19 protein-coding genes are annotated in these 19,991 nt (G+C 57.3%); 7 read left to right on the plus strand and 12 right to left on the minus strand.

What is annotated here, in order from left to right:
- Window positions 1–17: 17 nt before the first annotated feature.
- The gene (locus tag BJL95_RS14000) at window positions 18–1,154 is read left to right on the plus strand and encodes a SpoIIE family protein phosphatase (RefSeq protein ID WP_071158779.1); all 1,137 of its coding nucleotides are present in this window, start codon (window positions 18–20) and stop codon (window positions 1,152–1,154) included.
- Window positions 1,155–1,173: 19 nt separating this feature from the next.
- Here the strand turns inward: BJL95_RS14000 and BJL95_RS14005 are convergent, their stop codons facing one another.
- From BJL95_RS14005 to BJL95_RS14030, 6 genes are all read right to left on the minus strand, one after another.
- The gene (locus BJL95_RS14005) at window positions 1,174–2,397 is read right to left on the minus strand and encodes a heme biosynthesis HemY N-terminal domain-containing protein (protein ID WP_071158780.1); all 1,224 of its coding nucleotides are present in this window, start codon (window positions 2,395–2,397) and stop codon (window positions 1,174–1,176) included.
- A gap of 12 nt (window positions 2,398–2,409) precedes the next feature.
- Complete coding sequence (locus tag BJL95_RS14010; protein WP_071158781.1) at window positions 2,410–3,582, minus strand: uroporphyrinogen-III C-methyltransferase; 1,173 nt, start codon at window positions 3,580–3,582, stop codon at window positions 2,410–2,412.
- On the minus strand, window positions 3,566–4,348 hold the full coding sequence (locus tag BJL95_RS14015; protein WP_071158782.1) for a uroporphyrinogen-III synthase: 783 nt from the start codon (window positions 4,346–4,348) through the stop codon (window positions 3,566–3,568). The genes BJL95_RS14010 and BJL95_RS14015 overlap by 17 nt, the downstream gene beginning before the upstream one ends.
- Complete coding sequence (gene hemC / locus BJL95_RS14020) at window positions 4,345–5,271, minus strand: hydroxymethylbilane synthase (protein WP_071158783.1); 927 nt, start codon at window positions 5,269–5,271, stop codon at window positions 4,345–4,347. The genes BJL95_RS14015 and hemC overlap by 4 nt, the downstream gene beginning before the upstream one ends.
- 167 nt (window positions 5,272–5,438) lie before the next feature.
- Window positions 5,439–6,158, minus strand: a complete 720-nt coding sequence (locus tag BJL95_RS14025) for a pentapeptide repeat-containing protein (RefSeq protein ID WP_083386042.1) — start codon at window positions 6,156–6,158, stop codon at window positions 5,439–5,441.
- Between the two features lie 428 nt (window positions 6,159–6,586).
- A complete protein-coding gene (locus BJL95_RS14030; RefSeq protein ID WP_064023976.1) occupies window positions 6,587–6,790 on the minus strand; it encodes a hypothetical protein in 204 nt (67 codons plus the stop codon).
- A 548-nt stretch (window positions 6,791–7,338) separates the two neighbouring features.
- On the opposite strand from BJL95_RS14030, the gene BJL95_RS14035 reads away from it, so the two are divergent.
- The 4 genes from BJL95_RS14035 to BJL95_RS14050 all read left to right on the plus strand — a co-directional run bounded on the left by BJL95_RS14035 (window position 7,339) and on the right by BJL95_RS14050 (window position 11,460).
- The gene (locus tag BJL95_RS14035) at window positions 7,339–8,022 is read left to right on the plus strand and encodes a hypothetical protein (RefSeq protein ID WP_139306273.1); all 684 of its coding nucleotides are present in this window, start codon (window positions 7,339–7,341) and stop codon (window positions 8,020–8,022) included.
- 339 nt (window positions 8,023–8,361) lie between these two features.
- The gene (locus tag BJL95_RS14040) at window positions 8,362–9,000 is read left to right on the plus strand and encodes a response regulator transcription factor (RefSeq protein WP_064023978.1); all 639 of its coding nucleotides are present in this window, start codon (window positions 8,362–8,364) and stop codon (window positions 8,998–9,000) included.
- 28 nt (window positions 9,001–9,028) lie between these two features.
- On the plus strand, window positions 9,029–10,336 hold the full coding sequence (locus BJL95_RS14045; RefSeq protein ID WP_071158788.1) for a sensor histidine kinase KdpD: 1,308 nt from the start codon (window positions 9,029–9,031) through the stop codon (window positions 10,334–10,336).
- Between the two features lie 149 nt (window positions 10,337–10,485).
- Window positions 10,486–11,460 carry an alkaline phosphatase D family protein gene (locus tag BJL95_RS14050; protein ID WP_071158790.1) on the plus strand — a complete coding sequence of 325 codons (975 nt, stop codon included), beginning with the start codon at window positions 10,486–10,488 and terminating at the stop codon, window positions 11,458–11,460.
- Window positions 11,461–11,532: 72 nt separating this feature from the next.
- Here the strand turns inward: BJL95_RS14050 and BJL95_RS14055 are convergent, their stop codons facing one another.
- The 3 genes from BJL95_RS14055 to BJL95_RS14065 form a co-directional block, all read right to left on the minus strand.
- Window positions 11,533–12,336, minus strand: a complete 804-nt coding sequence (locus BJL95_RS14055) for a hypothetical protein (RefSeq protein WP_071158792.1) — start codon at window positions 12,334–12,336, stop codon at window positions 11,533–11,535.
- 33 nt (window positions 12,337–12,369) lie between these two features.
- Window positions 12,370–13,278, minus strand: a complete 909-nt coding sequence (locus BJL95_RS14060; protein ID WP_071158794.1) for a hypothetical protein — start codon at window positions 13,276–13,278, stop codon at window positions 12,370–12,372.
- Window positions 13,279–13,340: 62 nt separating this feature from the next.
- Window positions 13,341–14,213: a hypothetical protein gene (locus BJL95_RS14065; RefSeq protein WP_071158796.1), complete on the minus strand. Its 873-nt coding sequence runs from the start codon at window positions 14,211–14,213 to the stop codon at window positions 13,341–13,343.
- Between the two features lie 446 nt (window positions 14,214–14,659).
- On the opposite strand from BJL95_RS14065, the gene BJL95_RS14070 reads away from it, so the two are divergent.
- On the plus strand, window positions 14,660–17,758 hold the full coding sequence (locus BJL95_RS14070) for an efflux RND transporter permease subunit (RefSeq protein ID WP_071159245.1): 3,099 nt from the start codon (window positions 14,660–14,662) through the stop codon (window positions 17,756–17,758).
- A 41-nt stretch (window positions 17,759–17,799) separates the two neighbouring features.
- On the opposite strand, the gene BJL95_RS14075 is transcribed toward BJL95_RS14070, so the two are convergent.
- Complete coding sequence (locus BJL95_RS14075; protein WP_217631690.1) at window positions 17,800–18,129, minus strand: hypothetical protein; 330 nt, start codon at window positions 18,127–18,129, stop codon at window positions 17,800–17,802.
- 151 nt (window positions 18,130–18,280) lie between these two features.
- On the opposite strand from BJL95_RS14075, the gene BJL95_RS14080 reads away from it, so the two are divergent.
- Window positions 18,281–18,757: a hypothetical protein gene (locus BJL95_RS14080; RefSeq protein ID WP_139306274.1), complete on the plus strand. Its 477-nt coding sequence runs from the start codon at window positions 18,281–18,283 to the stop codon at window positions 18,755–18,757.
- A 90-nt stretch (window positions 18,758–18,847) separates the two neighbouring features.
- On the opposite strand, the gene BJL95_RS14085 is transcribed toward BJL95_RS14080, so the two are convergent.
- Entirely contained in the window at window positions 18,848–19,324 is a 477-nt protein-coding gene (locus BJL95_RS14085; protein WP_064024409.1) for a NifB/NifX family molybdenum-iron cluster-binding protein, read from the minus strand.
- Between the two features lie 292 nt (window positions 19,325–19,616).
- The gene (locus BJL95_RS14090; protein WP_064024419.1) at window positions 19,617–19,934 is read right to left on the minus strand and encodes a hypothetical protein; all 318 of its coding nucleotides are present in this window, start codon (window positions 19,932–19,934) and stop codon (window positions 19,617–19,619) included.
- Window positions 19,935–19,991: the final 57 nt, after the last annotated feature.

The raw sequence follows: 19,991 nt of genomic DNA on the forward strand, positions 1-19,991 counted from the left end.
CGCCAAGCCCACCGCCGATGAAAATCCTGGTCGCCGACGACGTTCCGGAAAACCGTATCTTGCTGCAAAAACTGCTGGCCAGGATGCAGCACCAAGTGGTGTTGGCCGAGGATGGCGAACAAGCGGTTGAGGTGTTCAGGCGCGAAGCGCCCGACCTGATATTGATGGACATCATGATGCCCAGAATGAACGGCCTGGATGCGATCCGGGCTATCCGCGCCGAGGCGACCGACCGTTGGGTGCCGATCTTCGCGATCAGCGCGTTGGCCGAAATCAACGACGTGGTCAATGGCCTGCAGGCCGGCGCCGACGACTATTTGCCCAAACCCTTCAACCAAGCGGTGCTCAGCGCCAAACTGCTGTCGGCGCAACGCTCGGTGGCGATGCAAAAGCGCATCGTCGAAGACAGCCGGCAACTGCAGGCCTATCGCGACCAAAACGAAGCCGAACAGCAGTTTTTGCAGGGTTTGATCGAGCGCATGACCCGCCAAAACGATTTGAACGACCGCAGCTTGGCGGTGTGGCTGATGCCGGCCCAGCGTTTCAGCGGCGACCTGCTGTCGGCGCGGCGCATTAGTAGCGGCCAAATCTATTTTCTGCTGGCCGACGCTTGCGGCGAAGGCTTGGCGGCGGCGCTACCCACGGTCATCATTCATCAGGCTTTTCAATCGATGACCAAGAAAGGCTTGTCGATTACCGTGATTATTCGGGAAATCAACCGCTTGCTGGGTGTGCAAATGCCGCCGGGACACACCGTTGCCATCGCGGTCGGCATCGTCGACAGCCAGCGAAATTCTATCGAATTGTGGAACGGCGGATTGCCGGACTTACTGGCGCTGGACGGCGACGGCCAGCCGTTGTTCCGCTTCGAGTCGCGCCACCCGCCGGCCGGAACCGTCAACGACAGGGAGTTCAGCGACCGCTGCGAAGTCTGGCATTGGCCGCAAAGCTGCCAATTGTTGATGTATTCGGACGGTTTGATTGCCGCCGAAAACGGCGAGGGTCAGCCCTTCGGCCGGGAAAGGCTGCTGGAAATTGCCGCCGGCGCGCCGCCGGCGCGCCGGGTGGCCGAATTGACGCAAGCGTTGACCGCGCATATCGGCGACCGCAATGTCGCCGACGACATTTCCTGTATGACGATTAACTGCGGATAACGCCGAGGCCGATTGGCAGTCAGGCGTTCAAGCCCCTGATCATTTCGTTGGCGGCCAGTTCGATACCGCGTTTGAAGTAGTCGCAAGCCTGATCCTTGTCGCCCTTGGCGAAAAACACTTCGCCGAGCAACTGGTAAGCGGCCACGCTGGCCTCGATATGCAGGCTTTTCAATAGATACTGCTCGGCCTTTTCCATCTGGCCGGCTTTCAGCGCCAATCGGCCCAACACCTGGAACAATACCGCGCTGTTCGGATAGACCGCCAGCCACTGTTCGACGCCTTGCAATTGCTTGGCGTCGTCGCCGGTGTCTACCGTCGCGTACAAGGCCAGCAAGGTTTCATCCCAATGCTTGGCGAGTTGCGCCATGATGGCGTCCTCGACGCGAACGCCGGCGCCGACGGCGATCATCGCCGCGAAATAAATATTGGCGATGCCCGGCACGACTTTGATGTGGTTGGGTACTGCTGCCCAACAGGCGGCGATCGCGGGTTCGTCGTTGCTGGCGGCGGCCTGCTTCAACAAACGGCTGTAGGTTTCGGTCTCCAGCAATTTGACTTCGGCTTCCATCAGGATTTTATGCTGCTGCAAGGTCGGCAACAGTTTGCTCAAGCCTTCCCAGTCGCCCAAATGCTGATAGGCCTGATGCATCATTTTCAGTACCCTGGCGTGGCCGGGATTGATCGAATGCAGCTTACCCAACGCTTGTAGCGCTTGCTCGAATTGTTTCTCCGACAGATGCAGTTCCGCCTGGGTCAGACCGACGATCAAATCGCTGTCGGCCGATTGCTCGGCGGCTTTCTTCAGATATTCGTCGCGTTTGTCCATCGCCCCGCGCGAATGGGCGGCTCGCGCCGCGGTCAGATAGTGCAGCAACGGCGCGCCGCTGTGCGCGGCGTGCTTGATCAAGACTTTTTCGGCGCTTTCCCAATTGCCGTCGGCCGCATCGACCAAACCGGCGACCAGCGCCTCTTGCGAGCGATTGAAGCGAATCGTCCGCCGACGTTTGCTAATTTGCGCCGGCATCCGAACGAGCACGCCCAACAACCTGAACAGGCTGTATAACACGAAAAACCCTAAGACCTGGCCGACGGTAAACACGGTCAGCGAGGTTTCCAACGACCAATGCCCAAAGCCGATCAGCACGTAACCCGGATCGTTATGCTCGGCCAGCCAGCTATGCAATAAAAACGCGACCAGAACGGCGGTCAGCAGCGAACCGAGAAAATACATCAGATTCTTCATGACTGTACTCGCTTATGGCTGAGCGTTGCCGGAGGCGGGTTGGGCGGCCGATTCGGCGGGCGCGCCGGTGATAATAGCCTTGTCGGTTTCCAGGCGCAGCTTGCCGATGTCTTTCAGCAGTTTCAACGAGCCGGAAACGTCCGGATATTGGCTGCGGATTTGCACGGCGGCGAGTTTGTCCAATTCGGCGACGAATTGCTCGGTTTTTTGGCCCTCGGCAAAGTTTTTCTTCAGCCATTGCTTGGCGTCGGCGATGCTACTTGCGAACAAGGTGTCGTTCTGCTGAACCAAGGCGATTTCGATCATTTCCAGCCGGACCTTCAACTGCTGCTTGAGAAAATGCGCTTCCTCGGGCGTCAGGATGGCGTTGACCGGTTGCTCGGTATGGCGTAACACGACATAACCTTCCAATTGCTTGGCGACTTGCTGGAGAATTTCATGACCGTTTTCGGACAAGTCATTATTCGGCTCGGCTTTTTCCGGCTGCTTGCCGGCATGCGGCAAAAATACCGACAGACCTTCGACCGCGTCCTGCAAGTGCTGGATACCGGCGTAAATGCCGACAATGTCCGGCACTGTCGCGCTATTCAGCAGCGCCAGTTCCTTGGCGATTTGCTCGCGTACTTTGAAAACCGCCGCGTCGCCGCTTTCCCGCAAACGTTGGTCGGCGGCTTCCAGCGCTTCGCGAGTAGTGTGGACGTCGCCGACCAGATGCAGACGCTGGTTGGCGACGGTCAGCAAGTATTCGGCGTCGGCCAACAACCAGTCGCCGCGCGTCTTACCCAATTGCCGCTGCAAAACTTGAATCGAAGCTTCCAGTTCCTTGCGGGCGGTTTCCAGCCTTTCCTCATGGAGTTTCGAGAAATCGGTCAGCGTTTGAGTAAAGTGATTGTCCTTGCCGGTCATTTCGGCGTTCAGATTGGCGAGCTGCGACTGCAGGCCGGACAACTGATCCTGCAAACCGTTGATTTCCTTATCGACTTCAATCAGTTTCAGATTGTCCTGATTGTTTTCGGTGTCCTGGCTGGCCCGCAATTGCTGAAAGAAATAAAAGCCGGCCGCCGCCAAGCCAATCACCAATAGAATCGCGACGATACCTATCCACAACCCGGCGAGAGACTTTTTTACCACCACGGTGGGGGTTTGATTTTCTTGTTGTTGTTCTTCTTCAGTTACTTCCGCCACTGTTTTCCCCGTTCAATATCGTCGTCAAGGTCTCTAAAATCGCCGCGTCGGCCGGTTGCCGACACACCGCCACGCTGGAAAATCCGAGTTCCGTCGCGGCCGCGCCTATCCTTTCGCTGACCACTACCAACGGCAAGGCCCGCAACGCCGCCACCGAGGTTTCGTCCAACATGACCAGCAGATTCTCCAAGGCTTCCAGGCTGGTCATCGTTGTGGCGCTCAAGCGGCCCGCTGCCAACGCCGCGATGAGTTCCGTCGTATCGGTAGCGGGTCTGACCCGCCGATAAACCTCCAAATACGCCACCTCGGCACCGCGAGCGCGCAATGCCTCGGCCAGTTTTTCGCGACCGCCGACTCCGCGCACGATCACACATCGCTGCTCGACGACCGCCTGCATCGGCGCCTCGGCCAATAAGCCCTCGCTGCTGAAATCGCTGGCCGGCACGCAATCGACGGGCCATCCCACCGCGCGCAAAGCGCCGGCTGTTGCCTCGCCCACCGCGGCAATCCTCGGCCGATGCAAGCCGGGCATTTTGCCACCGAACGCGGCGATAGCAAAATCCACAGCATTCGTACTGGTAAAAATCAGCCAGTCGCTGGCGGCAGCCAATTGCAGACTTGGCTCGGCCAACGCCTCGGCGACTATTTCCAGGACCGGGAACCGGACGGCCTGTCCGCCCGCGCTTTCGATCAAACCGCATAAACGCTGGGCTTGCGCGGTCGGCCGGGTGACCAAGATTCGGGCGCCGCGCAAACCCGGCGTCACTGATACAGCTCGCGTAGAATTCGGTCCGCGCCCTGCGCCAGCAATGCGTCGGCGACTCGTTCGCCCAGCGCCGTGGCGTCCGCCAAACCGCTTGCGGCTTCGGCACGGTAAAGCACCGAACCGTCCGGACTGCCGACCAAACCGCGCAGCGCCAGGCTTTCGCCGCGAATTTCGGCAAACCCGGCGATAGGTACTTGGCAGCCGCCATTCAAACGGGCATTCATCGCCCGCTCGGCGGTAACCCGGATGCTGGTGGTCTCGTCGTGAAGGACTTTTAAATAGTCGTGTATTTCGACATCGTCGCTGCGGCACTCGATGCCTATCGCGCCTTGCCCCATCGCCGGCAGACTTTGCTCCGGCGTCAGCGGCGCCGTGATCCGTTCAGCCAATCCTAAGCGTTTCAGGCCGGCCGACGCCAGAATGATCGCGTCGTATTCGCCGGCATCGAGTTTAGCCAGCCGAGTGTTGACGTTGCCGCGCAGGCTGAGAATCTCGGCCTTCGGGAATTTTTCCTTGATTTGGCATTGGCGACGCAGGCTGGAAGTGCCGATGCGAGCGTCGGCCGGTAATTCGGCCAAATCGCGGTAGCGATTGGAAACGAAGGCGTCGGTGGGGTCCTCCCGCTCCAAAATCACGGCGAGATGCAGCCCTTCGGGAAATTCCACCGGTACATCCTTCATCGAATGCACCGCGATGTCGGCCGCGCCGTCCAGCATCCCTTGCTCCAATTCCTTGACGAACAAGCCCTTGCCGCCCACTTTGGCCAACGGCGCGTCGAGAATTTTGTCGCCGCGCGTCACCATCTTGACCAATTCGGTACGCAATCCGGGAAACGCTTGTTGGAGCCGGGCCGCGACATGTTCCGCCTGCCACAAAGCCAGCGGACTTTGTCGAGTCGCGATACGAATGATTCTGTCGGCCAATTGCGCTCCTGACTATCGGCATCGGCTGGGCGATACCGGGGTTAAACGTAAATAGCCGCTATTGTAATCCGATTCGAACGGGAAGGTCTTTAGAAGTTGCTTTCCGGAACACGAGCAAACGTGCCGCCGGAGAGCGTCGAGAGGAATGTAAGCGAGCGCGGGACGCGTTAGTCCATGCCCGCCACGGAACCGGCGCCCTTGACGCCGCGCAGGCTGGTGCCGTCGAAATTGGCGTTACGGAAATCGGCGCCGTCGACGTCGGCGTCGCTCAGATTGGCGCCCGCTAAATCGGCCCAGCGCAGATTGGCCCGGCGTAAATTGGCGCCTTGGAATTGCGCGTAGCTCAAAATCCCGTGCATCAGGTTGGCATCGCTGAGGTCCGCGCCGCGCAGTTTGGCGTTGTTCATTTCGACCCGAGCCGGTGCCATGCCCTGATTCGCCATATCCGCGCCCAAATTGGCACGCCTCAGCAGCGCACCGCTCAGATTTACGCCGTTCAACAAACCGATGATACGGCTGCCACTCAGATCGGCGCCGCTTAAGTCGGCACCGTCCAACACCACCGCGTAAAGGCTGGCGCCAACCAACGTCGCTTGGCGCAAGCTCGCTCCGCGCAACTGCGCGCGGTTTAAATTGGTATTCGCCAAGTTCGCGCCATCCAAGCGGCAACCGTCCAGATTGGCGGAAAATAAATCCGCGCCGCGAAAATCCAAGCCGGACAAATCCAGTCCCGACAAATCCTTGCCTGTCAATTTCGGACGCTGCGTAGCGCCGGAAATCTCGGCCGCCACTTGCTCGCGCGTCATCTCGGCGGCGACCGCCAAGTCGGGAATAAACACCGAACAAGCGACCGCCGCAAGCGCGACACGCCAGACCCCAACCGTCATATGCCCACCTGTTCCGAACACCCGCCATTCGGGCCAGCCAACCCTAACAAGCGCCCGGACCACTGGCAAGGGAAAAAATCCCCGTATCGCCTTTGACCGCATCTCGGCGCCGCCCAAACCTACTTTCGGGCGGCCAGCCTTCGCGAACCCCAAAGCATCGCGCCGGCTGCGATGGATTCGCAGCCCATAGATTGGGCATAGACCCGAGCGTTCCGCTCGGCCGCGAAAGCTGTAACCGGCCAATACCAGTCGGCTAGCAATCCTGAAACCGCTGTATCGCCCGGCGAATGGAAGTCAACGGCGCAAGCGGGGCTTTAACCACGATCGCTAGCGCTCCGACACCGGCACAGCCTCGGCATTTCCAACGACCTTCATCGCATAAAGCGGCTTAAACCCGCTTCGCGCGGCGATTGCGGCCTGCAAATCCGCTAAGCTCCGCGTATCCAAGGCCTGACCATGTCGCGTATCGAGGCGCCGTGCTGGCGGTAGTCGTCGAACAGGCGGTGTATGTCCTGCGGATTGAGGTAAACGTAAACGCCGCAACCGGTGCGCGCGATGAATTCGCCGCTCAACGCGTCCAAAAACGCGGCATGGGAAATATCGTTTTGCCGAAATGACGTTAAGGTTGACATGATTGCTTCCTCCGAATTGTTATTTTCTAAGGCTCCGCCGGCGTGGCGAGGTTCCCATCCTTGCCGCCTCCGTCGCGAGGCTTAGCGCTCGCGATCGGGATTCCCCCCACGCTGACAGTCTACGGTCGCCCACATTGTTTACGCTGTCTGATTTTTCACTGACAAACTGTCGTATTTTCGGCACTTTCTCCGAACGGCCACCGAGCCTTTCGGCTGAAACCCCTCCGGCTCAATACCTGGGGAGCGCGGGCGGCCTCTTAGAGCCGGCATCACGTAAAACGATGGCTCGCGGCGATTTCAACACCAGCCGTTTTTAAACCCCCTCCGTTTGGTCGCGCAAAAAATAAGATCCCTCGATTCCGCGCCTGCTTGACCGCCCTTGCCGTGCGGGCCGCGCACGAGGGACCGACTAAACGCCCAGCCCCTCAACGGCACCCGGTTGTTATACATCCTCCCAGTCTCTTCTAAACTATCGGAACGCACGACTCGGAACGCAAACCCGGCGCCTGACGAGTCGCACTGTTTCCGTCCATTTAGCAAGGATACCCATGAAGACATTAAGCGCCGCCGCGCTGTTACTCTCGTCGACACTCACCGCATCGCCAACCTCGGCCTCCGTTATATCAGGACCCAACGGGCAAGATTTCGGTCCGCTAGGCTGCGACCAAGTGTTCCCTTGCGACGTTCTGGAGCTGACTCAAACCCTGTTCGGCGGCAAGCACGGCACATTGATTTCTCTGGCCGACGACAACACCGATAACGACAATCTCAGCTTGAATTTCGACTATCGGCTCGACACCGTCTATATCGAACGCGCCCGCTTGCGGGTCTGGCTGCGCGACGATACCCGATTGGTCGCGGACGCGTTGTTGTTCAATTCCGGTCTACTGGACACGCGCGAATATGCCGCCATCACCTCGATCAACGGCGAGCCGATCAGCGCCGACTGGGTTGAAGTGGACGGCTTGAAACAATACCTGGAATTGGACATTACCGACTTTTTGTCCTTGAGCGGGGCCAACACCTTCAGTGCGACGTTGGGCGTCATGGACACCGGCAGCCGAGACTATCTATTCGCGGGCGCCGAGTTTTTCGTCAAATACTGCGACCCGGCCACGCCTATCGATAACGGCGGCATCGGCACGGTGCCGTTGCCCGGCGCGATCTGGTTAATGGGCTCGGCGCTACTTGGCATCGGCGCGGTTAACACCAAATCGCGCCGAAAAACCTGAATTGCCGTCAATCCGCTTGAAACGCGCCGCTTTGATTAAGTGGCGCCGATAAACGACGCCGTGGGGTGCGGCAATCCTGCCGCGCCCCGCTAGCGTTAAACGACGGGGGGCGGGCGCGGGCCGAGTCCTAAAGAATCGAAACCGTGAGCCGGCGGTTGAGTCGGCAGCGCTTAACACGTATTGCTTTCGTTCGAAATCGTCGCTTGCGACAAGACGATTGCATCCGACGACCGGTAACCGTTTTTAAGGCGAGTTTACCTTGGAAGCGAAAATCGCGGCCCACTCAGTCAATTTGTGTACCATTATTCGACGCCATTATTAGCAACTTCATTGAAACGCATGGACGCCCCATCGCCAATCAGACTTGTCATCGCCGACGATCACCCCATGACATTGATGGGTTTGAGCATGTTGTTCGGCAACGACCCGGAGTTCGCGGTGGTGGCCGAAGCCAGCGACGGCGAGGAGGCCTTGCGGGCGGTCCGCGACATCCGTCCGGACCTCTTGCTGCTGGACGTCAACCTGCCCCGGGTTGACGGATTCGACGTATTGAAAACCCTGCACGGCGAATCCCTGGCTTGTAGGACCTTGCTTTATACCTATTGTATGGACGACGACCGGTTGCTGGAAGCGATGAACTGGGGCGTACGCGGCGTGGTTTTGAAAACCATGCCCCCGACTTTGTTGGTTCAGGCGGTTAAAAAAGTGCATGCTGGCGGACTGTGGTTGGAAATCGGTAGCGTGGGCCGAGTGCTGGAGCGCGATGCGGCGCGGCTTAAAGTCAGGGATTTGCTGACCGATCGCGAAATAGAACTGGTTAAAGCTATCGCAGTCGGCTCGCGAAATAAGACCGTCGCCGCTCGTCTGAATATTCAGGAAGGTACCGTCCGAATTCACTTGCACAACATTTACCGTAAACTCGGTTTATCCGGGCGAGGCGAGTTGATCGCTTATGCGCAACGGAACGGTTTGACGTGATCCGTCGTCCTGTTTAGCCGCTGCAAACGTGCGTAGCCAAACCGAATTTTCGCCGCTGAATTTATTCGCGCTACCGGCAGGCGGCGACTTTATCGATTTGCGCACCCGCTTCCACCAAATCGGCGTGTTCTTCTGGGCATGCGTAATCTTCCCGCCGTATTTCATCGCCGAACAATATTTTTCGTTCCATACCACTCGCTATTGGCCGATTTTGCTGCCCTTATACGGGCTGGTTTGCCTGGCGCCGCTGGTTTATCTCGCAACGCAAAGCCTAAAGTGCTATGCCGCGTATACGGTTACGATCGGCGTCGGATTGGTGTTTGTGATCATGGCTTGCGCCGGCGGCAACGAGTCGCCGGGTGCGTTCTGGCTGGCGGGAACGCCATGGGTATTCGGTTTGTTTTACGGCGTAAGAGGCGTCTGGGTGGGGGCATTTGTGATGGCGGTAACTTTTGCGACTTTCGTCGGCGCCAACCATATTGGAATATTGCCTAATCTGGTCGCCGAAGCAGGTAGTTACGAACAGGTCAAATTGATAAACCTGGTCGGTTTCGGTATCTACAATATCCTGATCAGCCACTATTTCATTCGGCTTGAAGCTTCGGCCAAACGCGAACTGCACAAGCAACGCCAGGAAACCGAAAATCTGTTGAGAATTTTGGTGCACGACGTGGCAAATCCAATCAATGCGATTCAATTGATGAATCAGGCCGCCAAAACGGGCCGCTACGACGCCGAGCAAATCATGGCGCTGGTGGACAACGCGCTTGGCGAGTTGACCTCTATTATCCAGCAGGTTCGAAAGCTGCGCGCATTGAAAGATGGCAAGTTGGCCTTGGAACTGGCCCCGGCATCGATGCGGCGGATGCTGTTGGAAACGTTGGCCTTGATGGACGAACAAGCTCGTCAAAAACAATTGGCCTTTGAGACCGAGATCGGCGATGCGCCGGCCGAGGTGTTAGTAGACGCGGCGCTGATGAAAAATGTCGTCATCGCCAACCTGGTGGGTAATGCGATCAAATTTTCCAGGCCCGGCCAAACGGTCGCGATAACTCTGCTGCAATCCCGCGACACGGTAACGCTGACGGTCGCCGATCGCGGCATCGGCATGCCGCAATCCTTGTTGGGCAATCTGTTCAACCCCTGCGAGTCCACCACTCGCCTCGGCACCGCCGGCGAGCCGGGTACCGGTTACGGCATGCCGCTGGCCAAGACAATTTTAAGCAAACTGAACGGGGAAATCGACGTGGTATCTCGCCAAGACCCGGCCGACTCCGGCACCACCGTGACGATCCGTTTGCCGAGTTGGTCGCCGGCCGACTCGCACAGGCATTAAAGCACCCGCCGCCGAATCCGTCCAAGCGCTGCCTATAACATTCGTCATATTTACCGTAGTCCCGGCGCTACTTAGAATCCAACGCGTTTCGGCTGTGCGCCATACCAGCGGCGGGCCCGCCGCCTTCAAATTTTAGCCACGGGAATACCATGAACGATACGACTATCGCCTTTGCCTCTTGCATGGACGCCGACGCCGATCCCATCCAGAACGTCTGGGACCGGATACGGGCTCAAAAACCGAATGTGTTGGTGCTATTGGGTGACTCGGTTTACATGGATTTTAGCTTTGGGTTCCTGGGAAGTTCCAAGCCGCGCGGCAAGCCTTACCGGATGTCGCCCGAAGATTTTGCGGAGGCGCTTTACGCCTGCTACCGCAAACAGTGGCAAGTCATGAGTTTTCGGCGGTTGATTGGCGAGGTATCGCAAATTGCCATGACTTGGGACGATCACGACTTCGCCTGGAACAACAGCCGCGGCCGGGATCAGTCCGATTGCAAAGAGGCGGTGCCTAAAGCGAAGCGTTTGATTTCGCGCGGGTTGTTCATGCAATTCAAACACTGTTTGCAAACCAGAAATTCCGGCGGCTCGGACTATCCGCCGCCGCCCGATTTGGCCGAGCTACTGGCTGGCGAAGACCAAGGCATTCAGACGGTGTTGGATGTCGAAAATGTTCGAATTGTGACCTTGGACGGCCGAACTTTCAGAGAAGCGCCCAGTCGGCTTACCGCCTGGATGCACGGCGAGGCACAGCTCGAATGGATGTCGCAGCAATTTGAGCAATGGCAAGGCCATAAAATTATCGCGTCCGGAAGTACGCTGAAGCTAGGCGGCGAGAGTTGGCACGATTACCGGGACTACCAATGGATGTTGGCCCGCGCGCCGCAAAACGCTATCGTGCTGACCGGCGACATACACCGTAACGCCGGGCCGTTGGCGCACGGCGATCCGGATCGCTTCTGGGAAGTCGTCTCGTCCGGCGCGGCGCGGCCGGGCGCGGGCGGTTTCTTGAGTATCGGCGGGGGCAGCGGCCGCTTCGGCATTTTGAAATGCGGCGAACACGCCGAAGTCAGACTGCATGAAACAACTACGGAAGATGACAGTCCGTTTCGCCGGATTTATTAGTTCTATTCCGGACTGCCGAGCGGGGCGTTAAGCCCTGTCTCGGCAATCCTCCAACTCGCCGGATGCGGAACCTCAGCCTTCGGCGTTTTGCGTCCTGCGAAAAACGTTCGGATCGATCAGGTTCACGGCGTCGCCCGGTTCGACGCCGAAAACCAGACGGTATTGGTCGTCGCCCAACACAGTCCGGGCGCGTTCAAGGATTTGCTGGTTTCGGGCGTTCAATGCCTCGGCGGTAAGCCGTTCCTCGGCCAGTGCCATCGCTCGCGCGCCTCGGTCAGGCAAGGTGGCGCGCAATGCCAGCAAACCTGCGATTTGTTCTTCGTTCGCGTCGCCCATCTTGATTCGCAACAGTTGCTCGAACTCGTCTTCTGCTTCCGCCATTCCCGCCATTCTGCTGACCTGATGCAGATTTAAACAGGTGTCGGTCTTCTGGTTCCAAACCTGTCGTTGCAAACCGTAGGTCCCATAAAAAAACAGACTGACATTATACCCCCTGGCCTTTGAAACCCGGAGCGGTAGCTTCCCGTCGAGTGCGGTCGCGAATAACACTTGATTGGCTAATTGGTGGCAAACGCCGTCGACACCGTAATTGAAAATCGTGCCTCGCGCGTCGGCGTTGTTAGGTTTGACTAGGCAGAGTGCGCGGTTTGGATCTCCCGGTTGGTTGCCGATCAAGCCGCTATCGTAGTCGTCGGATTCGCCTCTCGGATGAAATTTCCCCCAACAATACCAATAATTCTGGCCCGCCGACTCGACTTCTCTATCGTCCCGGTAGGGATGGGCGCGGTTATCGTAAGTCGTTACCCAAGTATGATCGACTGACGAACCGTCGAAATAGGACGGCGTAACCCAGACATAAAATTTAGTTGTACTCATAGTAGTTCTCTCGGGTTTGGGCGGAGCTCGAACCTATTCGCCCAAGCCAAGGTGCTTGAGCTGAATGTTCTGGTCCTGGTTGTTGGTTTTGTCGTTGCCGGAATTTTGATTGTTAACCGATTCCACCATGATCTGCACAGCGGTGTCGATCGCGCATAGACTGTCGTAATTGTTTACGCTTCGTACGACGTCTTCCACCGAGTCTGGTGCGTAAAGCGGAGTATCGAGTTCCTTTCGGGCGGTCTGACGATATTTTTGTATCGTCGTAATCAAGTCCGGCATTAATTTACCCTGCAGATAATTGTTGCTGAAACTGCCGATACCGTCTTCCAACACGGTTTTGGTGCCCGAGATGATCGCTCCAGCTAACGGATTGGCGAATGCCGCGCCGGTGGCGGTAATGGTACTGAGCGAATTCAGGCTGTCTTTTGATTCGTTGGCGCCATTGACATTGGCATAGAAGCGCGTCAGGAAGGTACGGCAGTTGGCGTCGGATACGTTTAACGCCCGGTCGAAATAGTCGGCAACGTTGGGTACCCGCGTGACCGGGGTGGGCAAACACTCGGCGATGCATTGCTTGGCGCCGTAGCTAAGCTGCAAGGCAGGGCCGATGAGCGGAAAAGCCGCGGATACCAAATACCAGGTGCCTTTTCGATCTGGGCTGGTGTTGGTGCTCAGGTCGAACAGCGGTCCCAGGACCGGAATCCAGACCGCGTTGCTATAAACCGATTCCTTTTGGGAACATCTTGGCGTTTGGTCGTCCGAGACTCCGGCTGAAGTCAATGAGACGGAGGATATCGTGAGATCAGGGTCTTTGTAGGTGGGCGTGGCGGCGGTCGGGCACGACGGCGCAAATACTTTACTCGAACTCAACGAGCGGGCGGTCGCGGCGCAACCGTTCAACAAGGGCAGAGCGAGCGCTAATAAAAGTTGCGGTTTCATGTGGTACTCCAGGTGAATGCGCGAAGGGGTTCCAGGCGGTAAGGCCTGAAACCCGAAAGCTATCAAGATCGGTAAGATTTGCGCGCTAAGCCCAGCCAACCGGCCAATGCGGTACCGAACATCCAGACGGCCGCGGGTAACGGCACCGGCGCGAACCGCCAATTGGCGACGCCGGCGATTTGCTCCGCGCTCAAACCGGCCAACAGCGCATTGGATTCGGATAGATGATCGAAAACGGTCGCCGCCGTTCGGGCATCGCCGGCTTGTACGAATATCTGGTTAAAAAATAGTAGTGAGCGCGATTGGCCTGCGGCGATGTTCAGCAGAAAATCGGCGTGGACGCCTTGACTGCCTGCGGAACTGAAAACGGTATTGCTAACAAAGGATGGCGCCAGGCCGCCCATGCCGTAAATTACATGGGTATTGGCCGGGTCGCCCGAGTTGACGCTGGAATCGTCGGTAATTAACCAGCGGTCTTGGGTGCTGAATGCGGAATCGCCGTCGCTGCTGGCGATGGTTTGAGTCGATTCGTCAGATCCGACGTTGGTCCACAGGCCCACCTTAGTGAAAATGCCGGCGTTGCCGTTATTGGTCAACGTGATCAGAGTACGTAGCGTGGGTGTTGCGGTATCGGCGTAAAACTGAACCTGAGTTTGCAGATTACTCAGCGTCGCGACACTGCTGGTGATCGTTTGACCGCTGCTCAGGTAGCTTGTCGGATTGAACGAAACGCCATCGACGCGAAAGGTTAAACCAGTGTCGAAGGCATCGCCGTGTCCGCCTATTTGGGCGTCGCCAACGCCGAAACCTTGCCCGGTCGAGCCCACTCCGCTCCAGCTCGCGCCTCCACCGATTAAGTCGCTCGCCATGGCGGCGTGCGTGCCGAATCCCATGATAATCGCCAACACCATCGTGACCGGTTTTTTCATCTTCATATCTTCACCTCTAAATTGAATTCATAAAATTGCTTCTGGTTTGACCGGAAGCCGGCCGGTATCGAGCTGGCTGAAACCAGGTTCGAAGCACTATATAAAAATCGCCTTAGGGGCAAAATTCGAGAAATGTTATACGACCCATATGATTTTTGTTATAGACATCAGTTGCTTGCTGCTTACAACTCATCATTCGGGCGCGCATCATCGTGTTCCAAGGTTTGAAATCCGGCCTTCTCGGTTAAGTCAAAACTCAGCGGGACGATCGAAACCGACCGGCTAAGTTCGATCGCATTTGACCGAGTGGCGAGACAACGTTCCGGGAATTGGATAGCCGGCCCATTCGGGAAGGGATTTCGGGAAAGCGAGGCGGCTACTTGTCACCTACCCGCATGGACCTTGAGCACTGGAACGGGCAAAATAGCCGATTCGCCAACCGCCGCTCAAACATGCTCGCACTCCTGGTCCGTTTTTCCATCCGCTATTCCGGCATCGTCATCGCGCTGGCCCTGCTGCTATTCGGCTACGGCGGCTATCGCTTCGCCAATGCCGGCCTGGACATTTTTCCGGAGTTCGCGCCCAAGCAAGTCATCATCCAAACCGAAGCGCCTGGCCTGGCCGCCGAGCAAGTGGAAGTGTTGGTCAGCCAGCAGATCGAACAGGCCGTTAGCGGCCTGATCGGCCTGAAAAACTTGCGCTCGCAATCGATACAAGGCCTGTCCATCGTCACCGCTACCTTCGAGGAAAGCAGCGACGTGTACCGCAACCGGCAGTTGGTCGGCGAGCGATTGACCGGCATCGCTCAGCGCTTGCCGGCCGGAGTCGGTACGCCGATTCCGCTGCCGCTGTCGTCGTCGTCGGCCACCGTGATGACGATAGGCTTGCGGGCCGGCGGCAAATCGCTGCTGGAATTGCGCAGCCTGGTGGATTGGACCTTGGTGCCGCGCCTGCTGGCGGTACCCGGCGTCGCCGATGTCAACGTGTTCGGCGGCGACATTCAACAATTGCAAATCCAGCTGCTGCCGGCGGCTTTGCAGCGATATAACTTGTCGATCGACGAAGTGGTCAACGCCGCCGCCAGCGCCAGCGAAATCAGCGGCGCCGGCTTCATCGACAACGGCAATCAGCGCTTTTCGCTGCAGCTCAGCGGTCAACCGAGCAATCCGCGCCAATTCGAACAATTGGTGGTCAAGCGTTTGAACGGCAGCAACATTTTGCTCGGCGATGTCGCCGAGGTCGGCTATGCGCCAGCCCCGGCCATCGGCGCCGCGCAAATCCAGGGCCAGCCAGCCATCGTGATGATGATCATCGGCCAGTACGGCGCCAACACCTTGTCGGTGTCGCGGCAAGTCGAAACGGTGCTCGAGGAGTTTCAACCGCTGTTCGAGCAACAAGCCATCGCCTTCCACGCCCATCTGTTCCGGCCGGCCGACTACATCGAGACCTCGCTGCACAATCTAGCCGGCCATTTGTTGCTCGGCGGCGCCTTCGTGTTGTTGGTGCTGTACGGCTTTTTGTTCGATTTGCGCAGCGCGCTGATCGCCGCTACCGCGATTCCGTTGTCCTTACTGACCGCCGCCCTGGTGTTGCTGACTTGCGGCGTGAATTTAAACATCATGGTGCTGGGCGGACTAGCCATTGCGTTGGGCGAAGTCGTCGACGACGCCATCATCGACACCGAAAACATCTTCCGGCGCCTGCGCGAAAACCGCCTGAAGATTCACCCCGACCCCAGCGACGAAGTCATCTACCACGCTTCCTTGGAAGTACGCGGCTCGGTGGTTTACGCCAGCTTCATCGTCGCGCTGGTGTTCGTGCCCCTGTTAACCCTGGCCGGCGTTAGCGGCCGTTTGTTCGCGCCGCTGGGCGTGTCCTACATTCTGGCGATCATGATGTCGCTGCTGGTGGCGCTAACCCTGACCCCGGCGCTCTGCCACCTGCTGCTGCGGCGGCGCCTGCCGGACACCGCCGAGCCGCCGTTGATCAAGCGCCTGAAACCCTGGTACGCCAAACATTTGCTGTGGACCACTCGCCATTTCAACGCCGTGGCCGGCATCGGCCTGATCGCTTGCGCGGCCGGTCTGGCGGCGTTTTTACAGTTGGATCATCAATTTCTGCCGGAATTGCGCGAAGGTCACTTCATCGTCCATACCGCCAGCGCGCCGGGCACTTCGTTGCAGGAATCATTGCGGGTGGGCGCCTTATTGAGCGAACAATTCGCCGACATCGAAGGCGTCGAGTCGGTGTCGCAGTGGGCGGGCCGGGCCGAACGTGGCGCCGACACCTACGGTAGCCATTACAGCGAATACGAAGTGCGATTGAAACCGCTGTCCGGCCGCGAGCAACAACGGGTTTTGGACAGCCTGCGCGACGTGCTGGAACAATTTCCCGGCATCGGCTTCGAAGCCAACACCTTTTTAACCGAGCGGGTCGACGAAACCATTTCCGGTTATACCGCACCGGTGGTCGTGAATCTGTACGGTAACGACTTGAACGAACTCGACGGCAAGGCCCGACAATTGGCGGCCTTGATCGCCGGCATCCCCGGCGCCGCCGACATTCAGATGCGCTCGCCGCCGGCCACCGCGACGCTGCAAATCCAACTCGACGGCGAGCGCCTGAAGTTTCGCGGCATCAGCCCCGCGCAAGTGATGACGACCCTGCAAACCGCCTACGAAGGCCGCATCGTCGGCAAGCACATCCAGGGCAACCGGATCTTTAACGTGGCGGTGACCTTGCCGCCGGAAAAGCGCAACGACCCGGAATTCCTGCGGCAACTGCCGTTGAAAAACGCCGACGGTCAGCGGGTGTTGCTCGGCGACATCGCCGACATCCGCCACGGCGAAGGTCGGTACAACATCCTGCATCAAGGCGCGCAGCGTATACAGACCGTGACTTGCAAGGTCGAGGATAGAGACATGGACGAGTTCGTCGCCGAACTGAAACGCCGGGTCAACAGCGAAATCGCCTGGACCGGCAGCGCCCATCCGCAATTCGTCGGCGCGGCCATGGAGCAGGCCGACGCCCGCGAGTCGTTGGTCGTGCATGCCTTGCTGGCCGGAGTCGGCGTGCTGATTTTCGTGTACATCGCCCTGGGCAGCCTGCGCCACATGCTGCTGACCTTGCTGAATCTACCCTTCGCACTGTTGGGCGGCGTCGCGGCCGTCGTCGTCACCGACGCCACCCTGTCGGTCGGCTCCTTCGTCGGCTTCGTTACCTTGTTCGGCATCACCGTGCGCAACTGCATCATGCTGATTTCGCATTACCGGCATTTGATCGAATTCGAAGGCCAGGTTTGGAATCAGGCGACCCTGGTCCGCGGCGCCCAGGAGCGCCTGCCCGCGATTTTGATGACGGCGCTGGTCACCGCGCTGGCAATGTTGCCGATTGCCTTCGACAGCGACAACCCGGGCCGGGAAATCATGGGACCGATGGCAGCGATCATCATCGGCGGCCTGGCGTCATCGACGCTATTGAATTTACTGTTGATGCCGGCGATCCTGCAACGCTACGGCCGCTTTTCGGTGGAATTCGAGCCGCAGGTTTAACGGTTGGTCGACGGCGGACCGGCGCGGTCATTCTCGCACCCTCAACCGCCGTCGATTTCCTGTTCCAGCAGGGTCCGCAAGCCTTCCGGCATTTCCAGCGTCAGCGGGTCCCAGCCCTCCAGGCTCAACACATCCTGCAGGCAATCCTCCATGATCCGATGCGCGGCCAACGTGGCCTCGGCGATGCGTTCGTGCACTTGGCTTTGCAATTCGCTACGGCCGCGCTCGGCGCAATCGGCTTGATATTCGTACAGCTTGCGCAGGCTGTCGATCTGCACGCCGACTTGCGACGGACAGGAACACAGATAGAGAATCGATTGTAAATTGATGCGCCGCAACTGCGCATTGCTGAACTTGGTTTCCAAACTCATGAATCCAAACCTCTCGGTTGCTGTTGTTATTATAATTTTTCGGTCGCGCGCAACCGCTATAAGACGGGTAGTCCGGAGAATGGCCGTCTAAACCCAACGCGCGTACCCGCTTGAAATCGAAACGATTTCAGCGTCGCCAACTTTACAGGGATTGCCTAAAGATGCAAGTTCGGCACCGTCGATACGCGGACACAACCGCCCGGAACGCTTGTATCCGGGCACGCGGGGTTTTGGGCGACGGACAAACCCAAAAGACATGGCATGGGCTTTGCTTTTGCAATATCTCCAAATCCATAGAGCCAGCCATTATTTCCGCCTCATGAGCAACAGTCATAACGAATTAAGCCCGGTACAAATCGAACATTTATCGTCGTTGCGATATATCAACCCAATCGATGAACACATGAAAATCGTATCCAGCGTCAAGGTGCTCGATAACGCTCACCCGCACGACACGTCGGCGCTTTTGATACTGGACATTTTTATTGACGACAAGCAAATCGACCGAATCAGTTTCAATTTACACCATTATGCCTATGAAGAAATCATAGAGCTTGCCCGGCATATTCGCGACAATGATTATATTTTGCGAGCGGTGGACGCCGCTCTGGCGGGAGATATTGAATAAATTCAGCGTTGCCACGCTAGCGATCAACTCGAAAGCGTGGCAAATATTAGAAGTTTAAAAGGCATTTAATTCAAATGACCGGACGTCATTTTATTCATCCCATTCTTCGTCCGCCATCTCGTCAAAACGGCCCTGATCTTTACCGGATTTTTGTTTAAAAATGCGCTCCAGCAGCGGAGACAAGGTACCGGCCAATTCTTTTTGTATCTCGGCAACCACTTCTTCAATATCCGGCCCGCCTTTAACGATGACTGGATGCGCGCCCAATTTGATCAACTCGTTGGTCGCGGAGCCGCCAACCGAGCCGCAGTAGACCAAATCGCAGCCGTTCAACCAAGCCAGTTTCGGTTTCAGCTTGTCTTCGTTACCGTCGCGTAGCTCCTTGCCGAACGATTTAGCCGCCAACGGAATCGCGCTATCGGCATCGATACTGTACACGTGAAAGCCTGACGACGAGCCGAAATGCTGATTGATAATTTCCCCATCCGAGCTTGCAAACGCCACCAGCAACTTATCGGCTTCGACATCAAGCTCCGCAACACAATTTACTTCGGCAAGTTGACTCATATAACACTCCTCAAAGACTATTTTGACTCGAAAACGATTAACCTAAAAAGGACAGTTGGCGTGTATTGCGGGCCGTTCGTGCTGAGCAACGTCGAAGCATGGACGGCTCGCAATACACTCGCCAAACGGGTGAATGAAAAATCCCGCGCGCCCTTCGACAAACTCAGGACGAACGGAATTTTTCATCGCCAAACTGCTCTTTTTAGGATTAAGTTAATATCCTGCTATCGACGATAATTAGTATTAGCAATCGCCTCCAAAATAACAGGTGAAATTACCAAAAATCACCAGATTACTTTCGCTGGCGATATTCCGCGACCAGCACTTTAATCTTTAAGCGCATAATTTCTTTCAGCATACGCATTTTTCGATCATGTTCCTGATGCGCAATATCGTAGATTTGTTTTCTCAACGTTTCATCGCTATCTTCAGGCAAACTCAAAGACCACTCGGTGAAAAAGGTATCGAAGCCGTCTATCGTTTTAATCAATTCAAATCTCAGTTTCTCTCTGTCGTTCTTCGGAATGGCCTTTAGCGCATCGTCGATAACCGCATCGAGCTCCGATTTTTGTTGCCTGTCCGGAACGGGGAACAGAATGATTTCAGACATAAATACCGACAATTGATAAGCAAGCGAACGCAACATTATTTTTGCATAACGTGCTTA

Origin of the sequence: Methylomonas sp. LWB (assembly GCF_001856095.1) — a bacterium.
Taxonomy (GTDB): Bacteria; Pseudomonadota; Gammaproteobacteria; order Methylococcales; family Methylomonadaceae; genus Methylomonas; species Methylomonas koyamae_A.

Excerpts from the sequence above, each read along its gene's own strand:
- BJL95_RS14000 (WP_071158779.1), top strand. The coding sequence starts at position 18 with ATGAAAATCCTGGTCGCCGACGACGTTCCGGAAAACCGTATCTTGCTG.
- BJL95_RS14005 (WP_071158780.1), bottom strand. The coding sequence starts at position 2,397 with ATGAAGAATCTGATGTATTTTCTCGGTTCGCTGCTGACCGCCGTTCTG.
- BJL95_RS14025 (WP_083386042.1), bottom strand. The coding sequence starts at position 6,158 with ATGACGGTTGGGGTCTGGCGTGTCGCGCTTGCGGCGGTCGCTTGTTCG.
- BJL95_RS14030 (WP_064023976.1), bottom strand. The coding sequence starts at position 6,790 with ATGTCAACCTTAACGTCATTTCGGCAAAACGATATTTCCCATGCCGCG.
- BJL95_RS14035 (WP_139306273.1), top strand. The coding sequence starts at position 7,339 with ATGAAGACATTAAGCGCCGCCGCGCTGTTACTCTCGTCGACACTCACC.
- BJL95_RS14040 (WP_064023978.1), top strand. The coding sequence starts at position 8,362 with ATGGACGCCCCATCGCCAATCAGACTTGTCATCGCCGACGATCACCCC.
- BJL95_RS14050 (WP_071158790.1), top strand. The coding sequence starts at position 10,486 with ATGAACGATACGACTATCGCCTTTGCCTCTTGCATGGACGCCGACGCC.
- BJL95_RS14055 (WP_071158792.1), bottom strand. The coding sequence starts at position 12,336 with ATGAGTACAACTAAATTTTATGTCTGGGTTACGCCGTCCTATTTCGAC.
- BJL95_RS14060 (WP_071158794.1), bottom strand. The coding sequence starts at position 13,278 with ATGAAACCGCAACTTTTATTAGCGCTCGCTCTGCCCTTGTTGAACGGT.
- BJL95_RS14065 (WP_071158796.1), bottom strand. The coding sequence starts at position 14,213 with ATGAAGATGAAAAAACCGGTCACGATGGTGTTGGCGATTATCATGGGA.
- BJL95_RS14070 (WP_071159245.1), top strand. The coding sequence starts at position 14,660 with ATGCTCGCACTCCTGGTCCGTTTTTCCATCCGCTATTCCGGCATCGTC.
- BJL95_RS14075 (WP_217631690.1), bottom strand. The coding sequence starts at position 18,129 with ATGAGTTTGGAAACCAAGTTCAGCAATGCGCAGTTGCGGCGCATCAAT.
- BJL95_RS14085 (WP_064024409.1), bottom strand. The coding sequence starts at position 19,324 with ATGAGTCAACTTGCCGAAGTAAATTGTGTTGCGGAGCTTGATGTCGAA.
- BJL95_RS14090 (WP_064024419.1), bottom strand. The coding sequence starts at position 19,934 with ATGTCTGAAATCATTCTGTTCCCCGTTCCGGACAGGCAACAAAAATCG.